This is a genomic window from Vibrio sp. Isolate34 (assembly GCF_022397915.1).
Classification (GTDB): domain Bacteria; phylum Pseudomonadota; class Gammaproteobacteria; order Enterobacterales; family Vibrionaceae; genus Vibrio.
In genome coordinates, this window is sequence record NZ_JAKEUO010000026.1 from 30,584 (window position 1) to 49,987 (window position 19,404).

Genomic DNA, 19,404 nt, shown 5'->3' on the forward strand with positions numbered 1-19,404 from the left:
TTACTGGTATAAACCTCTCAAAATTTAGAAAACTCAATTCAGGAGAACACCATGGAACTGTCAGCATTGACTGCTGTTTCACCAGTAGACGGCCGTTACGGAAGTAAGACTATTGCATTACGCAGCATCTTTAGTGAGTTTGGACTACTAAAGTACCGCTCTATCGTTGAAATTCGTTGGTTACAAAAGCTTGCAGCTACTGATGCAATCAAAGAAGTACCAGCGTTCAGTGCAGAAGCTAACCAGTTTCTTGATGAACTAGCCGCTAACTTCAGCGAAGAAGACGCTCTACGTATCAAAGAGATCGAGCGCACAACAAACCACGACGTAAAAGCGGTTGAGTACTTCTTGAAAGAGAAAGTTGCGGGCGTTCCTGAGCTTCACGCAGTTAACGAATTCATTCACTTTGCATGTACTTCTGAAGACATCAACAACACATCTCACGCGCTTATGCTTAAAGAAGCTCGTGACACAGTGATTCTTCCAGAAATTCGTAACGTAATCGATGCTATCAAAGCACTTGCGAACGAGTACCGTGATATTCCTCTACTGTCTCGTACACACGGCCAGCCAGCTTCTCCTTCTACTATGGGTAAAGAGATGGCTAACGTTGCGTACCGTATGGAACGTCAATACAAGCAAATCGAAAGCGTTGAGATCCTAGCGAAAATCAACGGCGCGGTAGGCAACTACAACGCACACCTTTCTGCATACCCAGAAGTTGAATGGCACCAGTTCTCTGAAGAGTTCATCACTGAATCTCTTGGCGTAACTTGGAACCCTTACACAACTCAAATCGAACCTCACGATTACATCGCAGAGCTATTCGACGCAGTTGCTCGTTTCAACACGATTCTTCTAGACTTCGACCGTGACGTTTGGGGCTACATCGCTCTTGGTCACTTCAAGCAGAAGACTATCGCTGGCGAAATCGGTTCTTCTACAATGCCGCATAAAGTTAACCCAATTGACTTCGAAAACTCTGAAGGCAACCTTGGTCTAGCTAACGCTGTATTTGGTCACCTAGCACAGAAACTTCCAGTTTCTCGCTGGCAACGTGACCTAACTGACTCTACGGTTCTTCGTAACCTAGGTGTTGGTGTTGGCTACGCAATCATTGCATACACTTCAACGCTGAAAGGTATTAGCAAGCTAGAAGTTAACCGTGAAGCACTACTTGCTGAACTGGACAAGAACTGGGAAGTTCTTGCTGAACCAGTACAGACAGTAATGCGTCGTTACGGCATCGAGAAGCCATACGAGAAGCTTAAAGAGCTAACTCGTGGTAAGCGTGTAGACGGCGAAGGCATGCGTGCATTCATCGATGGTCTAGAAATCCCTGCAGACGAGAAAGTTCGTCTGAAAGAGATGACTCCAGCGAACTACATCGGTCAAGCAATCGAGCTAACTGACAAGCTGTAAGATTCGATTTTCGAATTGCAGAATAGACTAAGGCTTCCCATGTGGAAGCCTTTTTATTGCGCGAAACTAAATCTATCGACACAAGAGTCGTAAGCATAAAAACACCAAGTCTTCTCCAACTGACCTACTCGCCCCCTACTGATTCAATGTAATCACCTAGCGACAGCTGCACCTCATATCTCATCTCTCATCTCTCATCTCTCATATCTCATGTATCAACACTTGTTATCTTAAACGCCAAGATCAAAAAAGGCCTCCCGATGGAAGCCTTTAGATTATTCTTATCGACTAGCGATGACTAATCGTATTAGACATTACATGTTACGTAGAGACGCAATACGCTTATCTAGTGGTGGGTGGCTCATTAGTAGTTCAGTAAGAGATTTCTTACCGTTGATGCCAAACGCCATCATAGAACCTTCTAGCTGTGGCTCGTGGCTCACTTTTAGACGCTCTAGCGCTGCAATCATCTTCTCTTTGCCTACCAAGTGCGCAGCACCTGCATCGGCATGGAATTCACGATGACGGCTGTACCACATCGTAATGAAGCTTGCCAAGAAACCAAATACCAATTCCAGCACCATAGATACACCGAAGTACACCATCATGTTGCTGCCACCCTCTTCTTCGTTGTCATTCGACGCAACAATGTTCGCGATGAAACGAGAAAGGAAGATAACGAACGTGTTCACAACGCCTTGCATTAGCGTCATTGTCACCATGTCGCCGTTTGCGATGTGGCTAACTTCATGCGCTAATACCGCTTCAGCTTCGTCACGTGTCATGTTGTGTAGCAGGCCTGTTGATACCGCTACCAATGAATCATCACGCTTAGCGCCGGTTGCGAATGCGTTGATGTCTGGTGAATCGTAGATCGCCACTGTTGGCATACCAATACCAACTTGTTGAGCTTGACGGCTTACCGTCTCCATCAACCAATGTTCTGTTTCATTACGTGGGCTTTCAATGACTATGCCGCCAACTGAGCGCAGCGCCATTTTCTTTGACATCATTAATGAAATGAATGAGCCGCCAAAACCAAATACCGCAGCCATTAACAGCAAGCCTGAGAGGCTTCCTGGTTGCATACCTGTCACTGCGTATACAATATTAAGAACAACACTTAGAACCAATACAACCGCAAGGTTGGTTGCAAGGAACAACATTACTCGCTTCATTACTTATCTCCGCATGAAAGCTGTTTTTATCAAACTTATTGTTATAGGCAAGGCAGACAGCAATTTATTCCAACCTTGAGACTTATACTTACTTATACATATAGTCTTAGATTAAGAAAACAAGGTTAAGCATTAAATTGCAACATTTGATTACGGGAGTGGTTCATTTCTCAATCGTCCATTAGACCTAAGTAGTATGGTTAACCACCAGCGATCCGTTTAGAGTGTCAGTCAATTACTGTATTGGCTAGTTCATGGAACAAAAGGAAAGGATCATGGTTGAAGGTACTAACACTCAAATGGCTATCGATTTACTGTGCTGTCACCTAGGGATTACTGAAGAAGAAGCAAAGAAACAGATCGGTATTCTTACGCCACAAGCAGCGCAAACCAATATAACAGAGACACAACAAGCACTAATGGGACTTACAAAAGAACATTGATCCCAAGCTTAACTCTACACAGGCTTAAAATAGCAAAAGGGCTGCAATCGCAGCCCTTTTCTTATTTCTCGTATAACTTGAGAATTAAAGCTCAAGCAATGGCTGTACATTAATGTACTTACCAATATTTTTAGACTTCGCTTTTGGTACGTAAGGGATCTCACCTAACTTTGGCGCACCTAGCTTATCTTCAAGCATCGCAATAATATCAGCGTAGTGCTCAGTGCCTGGATTAATACGGTTTGCTACCCAACCAACTAAGTTTAATCCGTCAGCACGAATCGCTTCAGCAGTTAGCAGAGCATGGCTCAAACAACCCAGCTTAATACCAACGGTCAATACAACTGGAAGTTGCTCTTTCTTGACCCAGCTAGACAAGTATTCGTCATCTGAAACAGGCACACGCCAGCCACCTGCACCTTCAACTAGAACGATGTCCGAGTGTTGCTTATGCTCGTCTAATTTCGCCGATAATACCGCTTCATCAATCACGACACCGTCATGCTTAGCTGCGATGTGAGGTGATGATGGTAGTAGCAACGCGTACGGGTTCACGTCTTCGTAAGCAATATCTTGCGTCGCCGCTTCTTGAAGATGAAGCGCATCACTGTTACGTAACCCTTCAGGGTATTGTTCACACCCTGCAGCAACTGGCTTGTAGCCAATTGTTGATAAATCTTGTGCGGCCAAAGCTTGAAGAATCGCTTTTGAAACCACAGTTTTTCCCACTTCGGTATCCGTACCTGCAATGAATAATGCATCAATCATAATTGAATAACCCCTAAACAAACTTGATATGTTGCTGGTAAGAAACCTTGATGGTTTTTAAACTCTCGATATTCCCGTTCAACAAGCTGCATCATACGGCGACTTGTTAAACCTTGTGAGCGACCACTTACGTGATTAGCGCCAATGCCTTTAAGGTCGCGCATCAGTTCAAACGCAGTATCGTACCAAACGGTGATGGTGGGCAAGTCTAGTTGATGAGCAGTACAGCTAGATTGCGCTAACGCAATTTTTACCTGATTGATTGTAATAAAATGGTTAACGTGTTGATGTGCGTCAATTTTTGACCATGACTTTTCCAGCTCAAACAGTGACCCATCAAGCAAAGTTGAGAAAATTACACGTCCACCAGTCGCTGTAACACGCTTCATCTCTTTCAAAGGCGACGATAAATCATCACACCATTGCAACGCTAAGCTTGAAAAAACGATGTCGAAACATCCATCTTCAAACGGCAATTGTTCAGCGTCAGCTTGTTGATATAAAGCGACCAATGAGCCGCAGCGTTGTTCTGCCGCTTTTAACATTCCAATAGATAGGTCAGCACACACTACCTCAGCACCACGCTTCGCTATCTGTTCGGAGAAATAACCCGTACCACAACCTAAATCGAGCACCTTTAAACCTGAGAGGTCGGTTGGTAACTTATCCAGTAATCGGTGGCCGACATCGCGCTGAAACTCAGCGTGTTTGTCATAGGTTGTTGCTGCTTTACCGAAAGCTTCGGCAATCGCATTCTTATCTTGGCCTACGTAATTATGCACGACTGCTTCTTGTGACATTTACTTAGCCTCATTATTTATTTCGGTGTTAGTTTCACTATTCGATTCAAAGCTTGATTCAAGATTTGTTTCTACTGCATGACGTAACGAACGGGTTAACTGAAGGATCTGCTTTTGAGCGTGACTGGCGGTTAACGTAATACGCAGACGCGCTGTCCCAGTCGGAACCGTGGGTGGCCTAATTGCAGTAACCCAAACTTGGTTACGCTTTAATTCTTCAGCAACGGAGAGCGCAGCCTGAGCTTCACCGATCACAAACGGCTTAATCGGAGTCTGAGTATCAACAAAACCTTGTACGCCATTCATCTGCGCTGCATAGAGAGCCCCTAACTCGGTTAGCTTCTCACGACGCCACTCTTGCGTTTGAATCATCTGACACGCATGAGACAAAGCCACCGCTTGTGCAGGTGGCATTGCCGTCGAATACACATGATGACGAGCAAATTGAGTTAAGTAGTCACCCACTTCTGATGAACACAAAATCGCAGCACCAGATAGGCCAAATGCTTTACCAAAGGTCACCACCAAGATATCAGGCGTTATTTGCGAAGCGTTGCAGCTCCCCGCCCCTTTATCACCCAATACGCCAATACCGTGTGCATCATCAACCGCGAGCCAACTGTCGTATTGATGAGTCAGGTTAGATATCTGGCAGAGAGGCGCTTGATCGCCGTCCATGCTGAACACACCTTCCGTCACAACCAAGGATTGTGGAGAACGGCTCAGTAACGACTCCAGATGTTGCGTGTCGTTATGCTTAAAACGTTTCATTGTTGCAGGAGAAAGCATCCCCGCTTCCATCAAAGAAGCGTGGTTAAGTTTGTCTTGCAGTAATGAGTCGTCTTTTTCGAGCAGAGAAAACAACAAGGCTTGATTGGCACTGAAACCAGAGCTAAACAGAATGGCACGTTCGAAGCCAAGCCATTCACACAGCAGAGCCTCTAAGTTTCGATGAGCTGGACTAAAGCCTGTAACCAATGGCGATGCCGCACTTCCAGCACCATATTGGGAAAGACCTGTTTGCCATGCATCGACCAGTTCAGGATCGTTCGCCAGACCTAAATAATCATTACTCGAAAAATTGATGAAACTAGAACCTTCGCTATTGAGCAAAGGACTATTGCTGTTTTCTAGCACCTTGAGTTGACGAGTCAACCCTTGCTCATGGCGATGAACAAGGGCTTCTTTAATGCGAGCTTTAAACAGTGGCATCGTAGAACATGTCATCTTTAGTTGGACGAGCCGCAACGCGCTCCACCACTTGATCTAACAGTTCGTTTTCTTGAATTTCGTCTGGCTTTTGAGCCACTTCTTGGCTGTTGATACCCAACTTCTTAAACAACTGCATATCCGTGTCTTCATCAGGGTTTGGCGTCGTCAGTAGCTTACAACCGTAGAAGATAGAGTTCGCACCTGCCATGAAACACATCGCCTGCATCTGTTCGTTCATGTTCTCACGGCCTGCAGATAAACGAACAGCAGACATTGGCATCATAATACGAGCAATCGCAATCAGCTTGATGAAGTCGAAAGACTCAACATCATCGACGTTTTCCATCGGTGTGCCTTTCACTTTTACAAGCATGTTAATTGGCACACTTTCTGGGTGTACTGGAAGGTTCGCAAGCTCTACCAGAAGGCCTGCGCGGTCATTGGTGCTTTCGCCCATACCGATGATGCCACCAGAACAAATCTTCATTCCGGCATCACGCACGTGAGACAACGTGTCTAAACGATCTTGGTAAGTACGAGTGGTAATAATGCTACCGTAGAACTCTGGAGACGTATCAAGGTTATGGTTGTAGTAATCCAAACCAGCGTCTGCGAGCTCACCTGCTTGATCAGGCGTTAACATGCCCAATGTCATACAGGTTTCTAGGCCCATGCCTTTCACACCTTTGATCATGTCAGTTAGGTGAGGCATATCGCGTTCTTTCGGGTTTTTCCATGCCGCGCCCATACAGAAGCGAGTTGAGCCCGCATTCTTGGCTTTTTGCGCCGCATCCAAAACACGTTCAACTTCCATTAAGCGTTCTTTGTCGACATCCGTTCGGTAGTGAGCACTTTGAGGACAGTACTTACAATCTTCAGGACAAGCACCTGTCTTTATCGATAAAAGCGTACTCACTTGCACGTGGTTGTGCTCTTGGTACTGTCTATGAACGACTTGAGCTTCAAACATTAAATCCATAAACGGTTTTTCAAGCAGCGCTGTTACTTCAGCAACTGTCCAGTCATGACGAACTTCCACGTGTCGATCCTTTTTTATTTTTTTGATGTTACAACTCTGTGTCTAGAGTTTGCATTTATGCTTGGCTAGTCTACCGACAAGCTTTAGACTGTCAACACATTGATAATATCAAAAGTTTACATCTGGTTATTTTTTAATCACACCAAGAATGGAAGTTACTATGGATCTCGCCTTTGATCGCCAGCATATCTGGCATCCCTACACATCAACGTTAACACCTCTGACCTGCTACCCAGTTACCAATGCTGACGGTGTTTACTTAGAATTAGAAGGCGGAAAACGAATTATTGATGGCATGTCGTCTTGGTGGTCAACCATTCACGGCTACAATCATCCAGATCTGAATGCCGCTGCTCATAGCCAAATAGATAAGGTTTCACACGTTATGTTTGGTGGTATCACCCACCAGCCTGCCATCGATTTATGTAAGAAGCTGCTGAAGCTCGCACCAAGTAATCTTGAACATGTGTTCTTGGCCGATTCAGGCTCAGTAGCCGTAGAAGTGAGTCTTAAAATGGCGCTTCAATACTGGCATGCCAAAGGACAACCTCGTTCGAAGTTCCTCACACTCAGAGATGGCTATCACGGTGATACCTTTGCAGCGATGTCAGTGACCGACCCTGACAACTCGATGCACAGCCTCTACAAAGGCTTTTTGCCTGAACACATTTTTGCCGATTCACCGAAAACAGGTTTTTGGGAACAATGGGACGCTAACGACATAAACAGCTTCCGTGAAAAGCTCGCAACACATCATCAAGAAGTCGCTGCCGTGATCTTAGAGCCGATCGTTCAAGGCGCTGGCGGCATGCGTATCTACCACCCGGAATTCTTGAAACAAGTGCGCTTGCTGTGTGATGAATTCAACGTATTGTTGATTTTGGATGAGATTGCGACCGGATTTGGCCGTACTGGGAAACTGTTCGCATGTGAACATGCCGACATTCAACCGGACATTCTATGCTTAGGCAAAGCGCTGACTGGTGGCTACATGACCCTTTCAGCAACACTAGCGAGCAAAGAAGTCGCAGACACCGTATGTGGCGGTGAAGCAGGCTGCTTTATGCACGGTCCAACCTTTATGGGTAACCCATTAGCTTGCGCGGTCGGCGCGGCAAGTTTATCCATCATAGAGCAAAGCCATTGGCAGAGTCAGACTCAGCAGATTGAACAGCTTTTCTCTGAATTGCTGCCACCTTTACGAGAGCATGCACTGGTTAAAGACGTTCGCTGGTTGGGCGCGATTGGTGTAGTTGAAACCCTTTCACCTGTCGATATGGAAACCATTCAAGCTCACTTTGTTGAACAAGGCGTTTGGATACGCCCATTTGGCAAGTTGATCTATATGATGCCTCCTTTCATTAGCAAACCTGAACATATTGAGCAGCTCGTTTCAGCCATTGATAAGGCACTTAGTCGTCCTGATTGTTTCAAAGAGACCTAATTGTTTTAAATAGATCTTAATGTATTCAATATAAAAATTACCGATTCAGCCTGTAAAAAACAGGCTGAATTATTAAAATTAAGCCTCTGTTTAAGAAGGGATTTATTAAGAAGATAATCACAATTCTTATTTACCCTCTCGACAAAAATAAATTCAAAAATTGTATTAGCGGCTGAATAAAATGTCGTCATAGAATGCGGGACTTTTCATCGCTCGCTAACTTTATGAAGACCCTGTTTCTCCTATTAATCGCTCTAACTGCACTCTCTTTTTCCAGTACAGCCGAAGAAACCACATTAAGTGCAGCCCAGCATAGCTATATCCAAAATAAACAGAAGCTAATCATTGCGAAACCTATGTACCTGTTTAATCAAGTTTGGGAAGACTTTGTCGTCAAATCGCAATCAAGACACGTGCGATAGCGTCCAAGGTATGCTTAGGAATTACTTAAATGTAGAAGTGGAAGTAAAAGAGTACTTCTCTTCAAGAGCCTTGTTATCTGCGATTGCTAGCGGTGAAGCTGACTTAACCATTGGCTTTGCGGAAACACACAGAAGAGCTGAACAATTTGAGTTTTCAGACAGCTTATATGACATTCAAAATGTGTATTGGTACAGAGACGATGTCGCTAAGAATACGCCGCACGACCAATTAAAATGGGTATGCATTAAAAGTTCACTGTTCTGCCAACTGCTCAATCTGCAAGGGGTGTCTGACCAACAGATCGCTCGTGCGTTTCAACCTTTCGCACAAGGCGACCGCAGCATTAGTCGACGCTAAGGTGGCACAGGACTGGGAATTACGGTGGTCCAACGCCTAGTCAACATGATGAACGGTGACCTAAAAATTGAAAGCAAGTTGGGGCTAGGCACTAAGGTTTCGGTGAGCTTACCAATTAAAGGAACAGCGAGCCCAATTAAAGTGGTTACACCGATGTACTCTGAAGACAGAGAGATCTTGGCGTGGCTTAAAGCTTGGAAAATCGATAATCAGATGAACGATTACAGTCAGGAAATTGAGCGCTCTACACAATGGCAGAACCTGTATCCAGATCTATTGCTGAGCGATATCACAGCTCAAGGCAAAAGCGTGACTCATACTCCGGCGTCAGAGTACCACTTTACCGGAACCGCGCTTATCGCCGATGACGACCCAATCAACCGCTTATTGTTTGCAAAACAGCTTAAGCGCTTTGGTTTAAAGACGGTCATAGTAAAAGACGGCCAAGAAGCGATGGAAGAATTAGAAAACAGCGAAACACTCGTCGATATCATCATCACCGATTGCCATATGCCGAACATGGATGGCTATCAATTGACAGAGAAGATTCGTTCACTCGACAAGCTGAAACACTTGCCAATTATTGGCTGTACAGCCGAAGACTCGAAGCTGGTTATTGAGAAGGCTGAACGTGTGGGTATGGATCAAGTGATCTACAAGCCTTATTCGTTTGAAGAGCTCGCATGTGCGATTGAAGAGTTAATGCCCTAACAAGCAGTAGAAACGATCCAAGCTGAACAATCTTGGGCACAGAATTACAGCCCAGAAGAACAGCTTCAAATCGCGACCGTTATTTTGGATTCGTTCGGCTCAGACAAAGCGATGTTGCTAGAGCCTAATCCAAACATTAAAGCGATACCGAAGCCGGTCGATGAAACGCATATCCAGCGTTTGTTGTCGTCGTATAAACGAATCCAAACCGCTAAGTCTATTCTGCCGACCGAAGTTAAGTTAGATGAACAGCAGACCATTGAAGCCTTTGAAAATGAATGGTTCACCGATGCTTATCAGACGCAACATGACGTTGAACAATCGACATTGGTGGGTGTTGAGGTACTTGCTCGCATCATGCATCCAGAATTAGGGTTGCTCACACCTTTCCATTTCATGGACACATTGCGTCAACTTGGACTGATGGATCGACTTTTCTTCACCGTGCTTGAGCTGGCTCTGAAAGATATCTCGTCGATGCGTAAGCCGATCCACTTTGCGATCAATATTGAACAATCAACATTGAAGCTTGAGATTGCCGACCAAGTCGCAAGCTTATGTGACAAATACAAAATTGATCCGTCACTGCTGACACTAGAAATTACAGAGCACGAAACGATCCTACTGGATCCGCATTGTTATAAGAACATCGCAAAACTCAGCATGTTGGGCGTTGGATTGTCAGTTGATGATTTCGGGACGGGTTATGCGTCTTTGTCTCAGTTGTCTAGTTTACTGTTTACTGTTTACTGAGCTAAAAGTAGATCGCAGTTTTGTAAACAACATTAGCGAAAACAAAAAGAATCAGATTCTAACGAAAGCTTGCATCAATTTGGCAGAAAACCTTGGCCTTTCTTGTATTGTCGAAGGTGTAGAACAGCAGTAAGACCTTGAATACTTAAAAACAATTGGCATGACCAAATATCAAGGTTTTATTACTTCAAAGCCTGCAAGCTTTTCGGAATTCACGTTAGTAAATAATTTAAAATAAACATGAAATTAACTCAATTAAATGCACTTATCGTTGATGACTCAGCGATAGTGCTATCAACTATTCGCAATATGTTGGTTCATATTGGCTTCTCAGAGCGTTTGATTTCAATTGCTAAGTCACCTCGTATAGCAATAGCTCTCACAAGCGACACAACCTTTGATGTGATCATTTGCGATTATAACTTTGGCAACACCATCAACGGCAAACAGCTATTTGAAGAGTTGAAGCAATCCAAAAGATTAAAAGACGACGGGATATTTATTCTTGTGACCGGCGAAAACTCGGCTTTATCGATCCGCCCTATCTTAGAGCTTCGACCAGATAACTACCTATTAAAGCCGTTCAACCGCGAAACGTTGAAGCAACGTATTACCAGTTCTCTAAAAAAGAAGCTGGTGTTGCAGAATATCTATAAGGCTGAAAGTGAAAACAACTACCAAGCGGGCTTAGAGTTCTGCGAAGAGTTAATCGCATCCCATCCAGAATATTTCACGACGATTCAACAGTTTCGTCGAAGTTTTCTATCGAAACTTGAGCTCTACGACGAAGCTCAGCGTGTTTATGAAAAAGCGCTTGATGAAGGCCGTTTCGATTGGCCTCAAGTCGGACTGGCGAACAGTCTAGCGAACTTAGGTCAGCTTAATAAAGCACAACGCATGATCGAAAGCTTGATTGATTCAGCGCCCACCAGCACCTTGTATCGAGATCAAGGAGGCCACTTAGCTCAGGTCAACTTGATCAGCAATAAAATTCCTGCAGCGATTACACACTTTAAGTTGGCAAGCGAACTGACCCCTGGAAATTCAGAGCGAGAGTTGGCAATCGCTAATCTATGCTTGTCGGTGAATGACTCGAGAACTGCGCTGCTTCACTATCAAAACTACGTGCAGATCAACAGAGACACCTTCCGTGACAACTTGTACATGAAGTTGAATCATATTCGTTTCTTGCTCTATTGCGCGTCTGATGACATTGATAAACAAACGAATTTGGATCAGGTCAATTACCTGATTTCTAAGATCCCGACCGAGGCAAGAGCTAGGCTTCAAACGGACTTAGCGCTTATCGCGGCTCACATTGCAATGGAATCCAAGCAATATCAAAAGGCGGTGACTATTTTGACCGCACTGCACGACAAGAATGACTTCAATGCATTCCCAGTGATTTATCACCACGCATGGTTGTTGGACAGAATGAATTGTGAGAACGAATTTAAAGTCGCAGAGAATCGCTGCGGCAGGTTGATCATCAAAACAGCAAACGAAACCGTTCTTTCGAGTCAGATGACGATGTATGCTGAGATGAAAAATCGCAACACAGAAAAAATGACATGGCTTAAAGGGAAGAACATCAGTATTAAGCAAGGCCAATCAGACTATAAATTGGTGCTCTTGGCTTACTTAGACATTCATAAGCGCTGCCCGATGATCAAAAATGTCTGTATGAACATCGTAAAACTGCTTTCTGTGATTTGGCCAGATTCTATGGGTGCTAAGCAAGGGCTCACTATCATCAAGCAATGTGATGAAGTGATCACCCAGCTTTATACCATTGATGAGCTGACAAAAAACAACTATCAAAGCTATTACCGAAAAGCGCTATTAGCCTGTAAACAAGCCGATCTAGTATGTAAGCAAGCAGATACTGCTGCTAAAGCCAGCTTCTCTTTTATGTAGAGGTTCTTTGAATTTACTTCCCTATCGGGCTACCGCATACAAAAAATAACTGCCACATACAAAAAAGGCTTTGCCATTACAGCAAAGCCTTTTAAATCATCTATTTCACGCGAGGCGCTAAATAATTAGATTAACCGATGTGCGTTACGCCGCCCATGTATGGCTGAAGTACTGCTGGGATAGCAATACGGCCATCAGCTTCTTGGTTGTTCTCAAGAATAGCAACCATAGTACGACCTACAGCAAGACCAGAACCGTTTAGTGTGTGTACAAGTTCAGGTTTCTTTTCGCCTTTACGACGGAAACGAGCTTGCATACGACGCGCTTGGAAATCCCACATGTTTGAACAAGAAGAGATTTCACGGTAAGTCTCTTGTGCTGGAACCCATACTTCTAAGTCGTAAGTTTTCGCAGAACCGAAGCCCATGTCGCCCGTACATAGAATCACTTTACGGTAAGGAAGCTCTAGAAGTTGAAGTACTTTCTCAGCGTGACCGGTTAGCTCTTCAAGAGCTGCCATAGAGTCTTCTGGTTTAGTGATTTGTACTAGTTCAACTTTGTCGAATTGGTGCATACGGATAAGACCACGAGTGTCACGACCGTAAGAACCTGCTTCAGAACGGAAACATGGTGTGTGAGCTGTCATCTTAAGTGGCAGTTCAGCTTCATCAGTAATCGTGTCACGAACCATGTTCGTTACCGGTACTTCTGCAGTTGGGATAAGCGATAGAGTCTTAAGAGGTACGTCACTTACTTGCTCAGTTAGCGGGCTTGTGTGGAACAAGTCTTCGCCGAACTTAGGAAGTTGACCAGTACCGTATAGGCTATCGTGGTTCACTAGGTACGGTACGTACATTTCTGTGTAGCCGTGCTCATCAGTGTGAAGATCCAGCATGAACTGAGCAATAGCACGGTGTAGACGTGCAAATTTGCCTTTCATCACGATGAAACGAGAACCAGAGATTTTAACTGCGCTAGCAAAATCAAGACCGCCAGACATTTCGCCTAGGTCAACGTGATCTTTTACTTCGAAGTCGTAAGTCTTAGGTTGGCCCCAACGAGAAACTTCTACGTTATCGTCTTCATCTTTACCATCTGGTACTTCTGCGTCAGGAAGGTTAGGAATAGACATTGTGATCGTTTCTAGCTCAGATTGAAGGTCAGCCAATGCTACTTTAGCTTGGTCTAGTTCTGCGCCTAAGTTGCCTACTTCTGCAAGGATACGCTCAGCTTCTTCATGGTCGCCTTTTGCTTTCGCTTGACCAATGGACTTCGATCGAGAGTTACGTAACGCTTGCAGCTCTTCAGTTTTCATCTGAAGGGACTTACGTTTTTCTTCAAGTTCACGAATTGTCTCTACATCAAGGGTGAAGCCTCGACGTGCTAATTTTGCCGCTGTTTCATCCAGCTCAGCTCGAAGTAATTTAGAATCCAGCATTGCTAATCCTATGCTTTAGTTATTTGAATATTCAGTAGTTTGCTACTGAATCACTGCTAAACCCCTAAAACTGGTGCTATTTCGACCAACTTTTAACGATTTAATATAAATTTTATGACTAGGTAACGATATCCAAAAAAGACTACTTTTCATAGCGTTTTTGTGGGCTTTTTGCGTCCAAATCCGCCAGATAATCTAGCTTCTCGCCAATTTTGGTCTCTAAGCCTCGTTTTGTTGGGAAATAGTATTGTTTCTCTCCCATTTCAGGAGGCAGATACTTTTCGCCAGCCGCGTAGGCACCCGGTTCGTCATGAGCATAACGGTATTCTTGTCCGTAGCCCATGTCCTTCATCAAAGTTGTCGGCGCATTTCGTAAATGATGAGGCACTTCATACTCAGGAAGATTATGTGCATCGGTTAACGCTTGCTTCCAAGCGGTGTAAACGGCATTACTCTTTGGTGCACACGCTAAATAAACAACCGCTTGAGCAATCGCGCGTTCCCCTTCAGCAGGGCCAATGCGAGTGAAGCAATCCCAAGCAGACATCGCGACCTGCATCGCCCTTGGGTCGGCGTTACCAATATCTTCAGAAGCGATCGCCAGTAAACGCCTTACGATATACAGAGGGTCACAACCCGCGGCAATCATTCGCGCCGACCAATACAGCGCCGCATCAGGGTTCGAACCACGAATCGACTTATGAACCGCAGAGATTAGGTCGTACCAAATATCGCCCTTATTATCGAAACGAGCGACCTTCTCACCTGCCACTTCAGCGAGCAACTGCAGCGTTATCGCTTTCTCACCTTTATCGTTATCTTCTGCCATGTCGTACAGCAGCTCAAGGTAATTGAGCGACATGCGTGCATCACCGTTTACCAACTCAGCGAGACGGTCTAAGACGTTATCAGCGAAGTCGGCAGACACATCACCCAATCCACGCTGTTTATCTTCAATCGCTTGGCGAATAACAAGGGAGATATCGTCAGTATTGAGAGAAGTCAGTTTGTAGACACGCGCACGTGACAACAAAGCGTTGTTCAATTCAAAAGAAGGGTTTTCTGTAGTCGCGCCGATAAAGGTGACCGTGCCATCTTCAATATGAGGAAGAAAGGCATCTTGCTGGCTCTTATTGAAGCGATGGACTTCGTCCACAAACAGAATCGTTCTGCGTCCTGCTTGTTTGTTTTCTCGGGCTTTCTCAATGGCGATACGAATGTCTTTCACACCCGATGTTACCGCTGATACGCGCTCCACTTCTGCACTGGCGTAATTTGCAGCCACTTCCGCCAACGTGGTTTTACCGGTACCCGGAGGCCCCCATAAAATCATGGAGTGAATATGGCCCGCTTCCAACGCTCTGCGAAGTGGTTTACCTGGACCCAATATATGCTGCTGACCGATGTACTGTTCAATAGTTTCAGGTCTCATACGAGCAGCAAGGGGACGAAAATCTTCGTCCCCTGCAAAATCTAAGCTGTAATTACTCAATTGCAATCTCTTGATACGTTGATGGCATCATGCCTATCGACTTACGACCAAACGATCTGCCTGTTTGGATCAATTTCTTTGGTCGTCGACCTCGACACCTTCTGGCGCCACAAAAGTAAAGCGGTCTGCTGATGGTTTACCTAAATCAACATTACTGAAAGTAAACTCACCTTTCTGGCCATCTTGTTCAATCACGTTAAAGCCCTGAACAATACCCTTTTCAGTGATGTTAATCTGAAAATCACCTTGGTTAGAATCCACAGCAGTTGGTGTTAACGTAAATTGGTTACCGGTTTGTGCGACGTTGTAGTTATCCCAATCGCTTTCTTGGTTGCGAGTCAGCAGTACGAAAGGCGTTTGCGATGTCGCTTGTTCTTGCCAGTAAATACTCACTTGCTCAATGAACGGGCTGTAGTACCACAAGCTCTGACCATCAGATACCAATAGGTTTTCATCAGGGAAAGTGGTTTCCCAGCGGAATAAGCTAGGACGTGCAATCTCTACTGTGCCCTCACCTTCCATTACTACATCACCATCAGGGCTGGTTACGACTTGTTTAAAGTCAGCACTAAAACCTGCGTTCAATGCCAAACGGCTACTCAGCTCTTCTTTCGGAGAAGCAAACACTGAGAAGCTCATAAATAAAAGTGCGAATACTTTTTTCATCAATAATCCTGTTAAAACATAAGTCGGTCATATTCTCGATTTGACCGACTTAATGGGCATGAGTTCCTAGTAGAACTAATCTTTTGGTGGCGCTGGTGCTAAGACTTCTCGGTTACCGTTATGACCCGGCGCACTTACGATACCTTGAGCTTCAAGTTGCTCAACAATACGTGCAGCACGGTTGTAACCGATCTTGAATCGACGCTGTACGCCAGAAACCGAACCACGACGCGAGTGAACAACGTGTTCTACTACTTGATCAAACAGAGGATCGACCTCTTCATCGCCTTCCATCTTCTCGCCCGGAAGCAAGGTTTCAGGCGTTTGTTCACCGTTAGTGATTTCATCAATATAGTTTGGCTTACCACGTGCCTTCCAGTTGTTCACTACCGCGTGTACATCATCATCCGATGCAAAGGCACCGTGAACACGGATGGTATGGCTAGAACCCGGCGGTAGATAAAGCATATCACCCATACCAAGTAACGACTCCGCGCCACCTTGGTCAAGAATGGTTCGTGAGTCGGTTTTGGTTGATACGGTAAAGGCAACACGCGTTGGGATGTTGGCTTTAATCAAACCCGTAATCACATCTACCGATGGACGTTGAGTCGCAAGAATCAAGTGAACACCCGCTGCACGTGCTTTTTGTGCCAAACGTGCAATCAACTCTTCAACCTTCTTACCTACTACCATGATTAGGTCGGCAAATTCATCGACGATAACCACAATGTAAGGCAGCTTCTCTAGCAATGGCGCTTCTGGGTCCATGCTATCGCCCGGTTTCCATAATGGATCATGGATTGGGTGACCCGCATCAGCGGCCATCTTAAGTTTATCGTTGTAGCCTTTAATGTTACGAACACCTAACGCCGACATGAGCTTATAACGACGTTCCATTTCGCCTACACACCAGCGAAGGGCGTTTGACGCATCTTTCATGTCAGTAACGACTTCAGATAGCAGGTGAGGGATACCCTCATAAACTGATAGCTCAAGCATTTTCGGGTCAATCATGATGAAGCGAACATCTTCTGGAGATGCTTTATATAGCATACTCAAGATCATCACGTTCACACCTACCGATTTACCAGAACCAGTCGTACCTGCAACAAGAACGTGAGGCATTTTCGATAGGTCAGCAATCACGGCTTCACCAGCGATGTCTTGTCCTAGAACCACTGTCGTTGGCGATTTCGCTTCTTGGAACTGAGTGCTACCTACCACATCAGAGAAGAATACCGTTTGGCGACTCATGTTCGGCAATTCTAAGCCCACATAAGGTTTACCTGGAATAACCTCAACGACACGTACTGCTAATGCAGACAGAGAACGCGCCAAGTCCATAGAAAGGCCCGAAATACGGCTTACTTTCACACCTGGAGCCAAATCCAACTCAAATCGAGTGATCACTGGACCTGGGAAAATGTCGACGACGTCGGCTTTTATCTTGTAATCCGCAAGTTTCGATTCAACCAAACGCGCAATCGCTTCTAGTGCATCACGGTCAATGAAGGTTTCACGCTTTTCAGGGTGGAACAACAACTCAAGCGTTGGTAGAGGCTCTGCAGGCTTCGGCAAGTTAACATCTTGCTGAACCAAGAACGGGTTCTGCGCCGCCGCCATATTCGCTTGCGCTTCAGAGACAATGCTTTGGAACGCTTCTATGTCTTTATCTTGGTTTAGAGGTTCGTCTTCTGTCACTTCTTCCCAAGGAAGATCAACCGCTGGCTCAAAGCTTTGTTCTGTTGGCTGTGATGGCTCTGAATGTTCTTCTTGGTAAGAGAAAGGTTCAAATGGCTCATCGGTCAATTCTGAATCAGCTTGCTCGATTTCAGTCTGTGGAACTGCAGAAGCGAAAGTCTGTTCGTCATTCTGCTCTTCCGTTACATCAAACGGTGAAGCTTGTGCGGAGAAATCTTCTTGTAGCGTATCCTCTGGCTCACCCATTGGTGAAGCATATAGAGATTCAGGCTGAACATCTTCAGCATCGTATCCACTCGTTACTTCTGGCGAGCTATTGATTTCTGGTTCTGCACTTTCAAGATCCGTATCTGTAGGAGTAACATCTTGTTGCTCATTCTGCATGTATTGCTGATACGCGACCTGAGATTCATGCGCGTCAACCTGCTCTTGCTCAGCAAGGTCATCTTCATACATAGCGGCGCTTTCTAGCTGCTCGATAGTGGCATTGAGCTGCTTAGAACGTTCAACACCTTCTTCTAAAGGCTCTTCTGGCGCTTGGTAAACCGGCGCTACAGGGATCGGCTCAGGTTCAACTTCAGGTTGACGCTGAATCTGAGGTTCTGCTTGAGCTGAAACTTCTTGCTTGGTAGGTGCCTCAACGGGCATGTGAATATTGTAATGACGCTTCGGTGTCGCAGCACTCTCTAGCGCACTTGCAGCCGCATCTGACGAATCATTGGTCGCAGAGAAGCTCAGTGCTGGATCAAGCTGATCTTGCTCTGTTGATTGTTTGTTGTCTTCTATAGCAGGAACGTCGCGGTAAGTAGGCTCTTGGTGACGCTCTTCAATTAAATCACGGTCTGCTGACTCTCTTAACTGAGGCTCAAGCAACTCTTGGTCTTGGCCGCGCGCCTTGTTTACAACAGACGTGAACAGCTTGATCGCACGTTCACCCAACCATTCAACAATGCTTAACCAAGAAATACCCGTTAGCAGAGTAAAACCAGCGCCCCATAAGAAAAGAAGAACGAGTGTGCTACCAAGAACATTTAGAGTTGGAAGTGCAAGGCTAGTTAATACATCACCTACAACACCACCTGATGAGAAGTACCAGATGTCATCAAAATTGATATCCGCCAAACCACAGCTAGTAAGGATAAGGACCGTAAGACCAAGTAAGCGAGTGCCCCAAAGCATAAAGTCTATCTGTTCGTCTTCATTACGTTTGCGGAACAATACCCACGCGGCAACCGTGACTAAGATAGGCAGAGGGTAAGCAAGAGAACCAAATACAAAGAACAGCGTATCCGCTAACCATGCACCTAGGTAACCACCGGCATTTTGAATGTCACCACCCCACGCCGTTTGCGACCATGATGGGTCTGCAGGACTAAAGGTTAATAACGCAACGGCAAGTAGAATAGAGAAGAGAACACCCAGAATCAGGCTGCACTCTTTAAGACGTTGAGAACCATTCAAACGAGGAGACTGAGGCTCTTCACTCGTTTTAATGATTGTTTCTACTTTATTACTGCTCTGCTTGAACATAAACCAACTTAATAATTAAACGGGATAAAAACATAGCGAGCGGCACACGCCGCTCGTTTCAATGAAACTACTGTTGATTTAACCATATCAAACCGAAAAACCCAATT

The 19,404-nt window shown here is 45.1% G+C and carries 17 protein-coding genes; 8 read left to right on the forward strand and 9 right to left on the reverse strand.

Translation table 11 applies throughout. From position 1 onward, the window contains the following. Positions 1–51: 51 nt before the first annotated feature. Positions 52–1,422, forward strand: a complete 1,371-nt coding sequence (gene purB / locus L1D22_RS20290) for an adenylosuccinate lyase (RefSeq protein WP_176681636.1) — start codon at positions 52–54, stop codon at positions 1,420–1,422. A gap of 314 nt (positions 1,423–1,736) precedes the next feature. Here the strand turns inward: purB and htpX are convergent, their stop codons facing one another. Continuing rightward, positions 1,737–2,600 carry a protease HtpX gene (gene htpX / locus L1D22_RS20295; RefSeq protein WP_239831031.1) on the reverse strand — a complete coding sequence of 288 codons (864 nt, stop codon included), beginning with the start codon at positions 2,598–2,600 and terminating at the stop codon, positions 1,737–1,739. A gap of 275 nt (positions 2,601–2,875) precedes the next feature. Here htpX and L1D22_RS20300 point away from each other — a divergent pair, with 275 nt between their 5' ends. Beyond that, positions 2,876–3,043 carry a hypothetical protein gene (locus L1D22_RS20300; protein ID WP_017057057.1) on the forward strand — a complete coding sequence of 56 codons (168 nt, stop codon included), beginning with the start codon at positions 2,876–2,878 and terminating at the stop codon, positions 3,041–3,043. An 84-nt stretch (positions 3,044–3,127) separates the two neighbouring features. On the opposite strand, the gene bioD is transcribed toward L1D22_RS20300, so the two are convergent. From bioD to bioB, 4 genes are read right to left on the reverse strand one after another with little or no spacing between them, the layout of a single operon-like run. Continuing rightward, on the reverse strand, positions 3,128–3,811 hold the full coding sequence (gene bioD / locus L1D22_RS20305; RefSeq protein ID WP_239831032.1) for a dethiobiotin synthase: 684 nt from the start codon (positions 3,809–3,811) through the stop codon (positions 3,128–3,130). After that, entirely contained in the window at positions 3,808–4,611 is an 804-nt protein-coding gene (gene bioC / locus L1D22_RS20310; protein WP_239831033.1) for a malonyl-ACP O-methyltransferase BioC, read from the reverse strand. The genes bioD and bioC overlap by 4 nt, the downstream gene beginning before the upstream one ends. Continuing rightward, the gene (gene bioF / locus L1D22_RS20315) at positions 4,612–5,823 is read right to left on the reverse strand and encodes an 8-amino-7-oxononanoate synthase (RefSeq protein WP_239831034.1); all 1,212 of its coding nucleotides are present in this window, start codon (positions 5,821–5,823) and stop codon (positions 4,612–4,614) included. Beyond that, positions 5,810–6,862: a biotin synthase BioB gene (gene bioB, locus L1D22_RS20320; protein WP_048609384.1), complete on the reverse strand. Its 1,053-nt coding sequence runs from the start codon at positions 6,860–6,862 to the stop codon at positions 5,810–5,812. The genes bioF and bioB overlap by 14 nt, the downstream gene beginning before the upstream one ends. Before the next feature lie 160 nt (positions 6,863–7,022). Here bioB and bioA point away from each other — a divergent pair, with 160 nt between their 5' ends. The 6 genes from bioA to L1D22_RS20345 all read left to right on the forward strand — a co-directional run bounded on the left by bioA (position 7,023) and on the right by L1D22_RS20345 (position 12,467). After that, the gene (gene bioA / locus L1D22_RS20325; protein ID WP_239831035.1) at positions 7,023–8,306 is read left to right on the forward strand and encodes an adenosylmethionine--8-amino-7-oxononanoate transaminase; all 1,284 of its coding nucleotides are present in this window, start codon (positions 7,023–7,025) and stop codon (positions 8,304–8,306) included. 387 nt (positions 8,307–8,693) lie between these two features. Beyond that, positions 8,694–9,086, forward strand: coding sequence for a transporter substrate-binding domain-containing protein (locus L1D22_RS20330; RefSeq protein WP_239831036.1), 393 nt, complete (start codon positions 8,694–8,696; stop codon positions 9,084–9,086). Between the two features lie 24 nt (positions 9,087–9,110). Continuing rightward, positions 9,111–9,797 (forward strand): response regulator, encoded by a 687-nt coding sequence (locus tag L1D22_RS20335; RefSeq protein WP_239831037.1) that lies wholly within the window; start codon positions 9,111–9,113, stop codon positions 9,795–9,797. A gap of 84 nt (positions 9,798–9,881) precedes the next feature. Further along, complete coding sequence (locus L1D22_RS20340) at positions 9,882–10,550, forward strand: EAL domain-containing protein (protein WP_275665151.1); 669 nt, start codon at positions 9,882–9,884, stop codon at positions 10,548–10,550. Next, the gene (locus L1D22_RS22350) at positions 10,504–10,683 is read left to right on the forward strand and encodes an EAL domain-containing protein (RefSeq protein ID WP_275665152.1); all 180 of its coding nucleotides are present in this window, start codon (positions 10,504–10,506) and stop codon (positions 10,681–10,683) included. Before L1D22_RS20340 ends, L1D22_RS22350 begins: the two co-directional genes overlap by 47 nt. A 107-nt stretch (positions 10,684–10,790) precedes the next feature. After that, positions 10,791–12,467, forward strand: coding sequence for a response regulator (locus L1D22_RS20345; RefSeq protein ID WP_239831038.1), 1,677 nt, complete (start codon positions 10,791–10,793; stop codon positions 12,465–12,467). 130 nt (positions 12,468–12,597) lie between these two features. Here L1D22_RS20345 and serS read toward each other — a convergent pair whose 3' ends face one another. From serS to L1D22_RS20365, 4 genes are all read right to left on the reverse strand, one after another. Beyond that, complete coding sequence (gene serS / locus L1D22_RS20350; protein ID WP_010439959.1) at positions 12,598–13,905, reverse strand: serine--tRNA ligase; 1,308 nt, start codon at positions 13,903–13,905, stop codon at positions 12,598–12,600. A gap of 142 nt (positions 13,906–14,047) precedes the next feature. Further along, the gene (locus tag L1D22_RS20355) at positions 14,048–15,403 is read right to left on the reverse strand and encodes a replication-associated recombination protein A (protein ID WP_239831039.1); all 1,356 of its coding nucleotides are present in this window, start codon (positions 15,401–15,403) and stop codon (positions 14,048–14,050) included. Between the two features lie 63 nt (positions 15,404–15,466). Beyond that, positions 15,467–16,063 (reverse strand): outer membrane lipoprotein chaperone LolA, encoded by a 597-nt coding sequence (lolA, locus tag L1D22_RS20360; RefSeq protein ID WP_017630264.1) that lies wholly within the window; start codon positions 16,061–16,063, stop codon positions 15,467–15,469. Positions 16,064–16,138: 75 nt separating this feature from the next. After that, positions 16,139–19,297, reverse strand: a complete 3,159-nt coding sequence (locus tag L1D22_RS20365; protein WP_239831040.1) for a DNA translocase FtsK 4TM domain-containing protein — start codon at positions 19,295–19,297, stop codon at positions 16,139–16,141. Between the last annotated feature and the right edge of the window lie 107 nt (positions 19,298–19,404).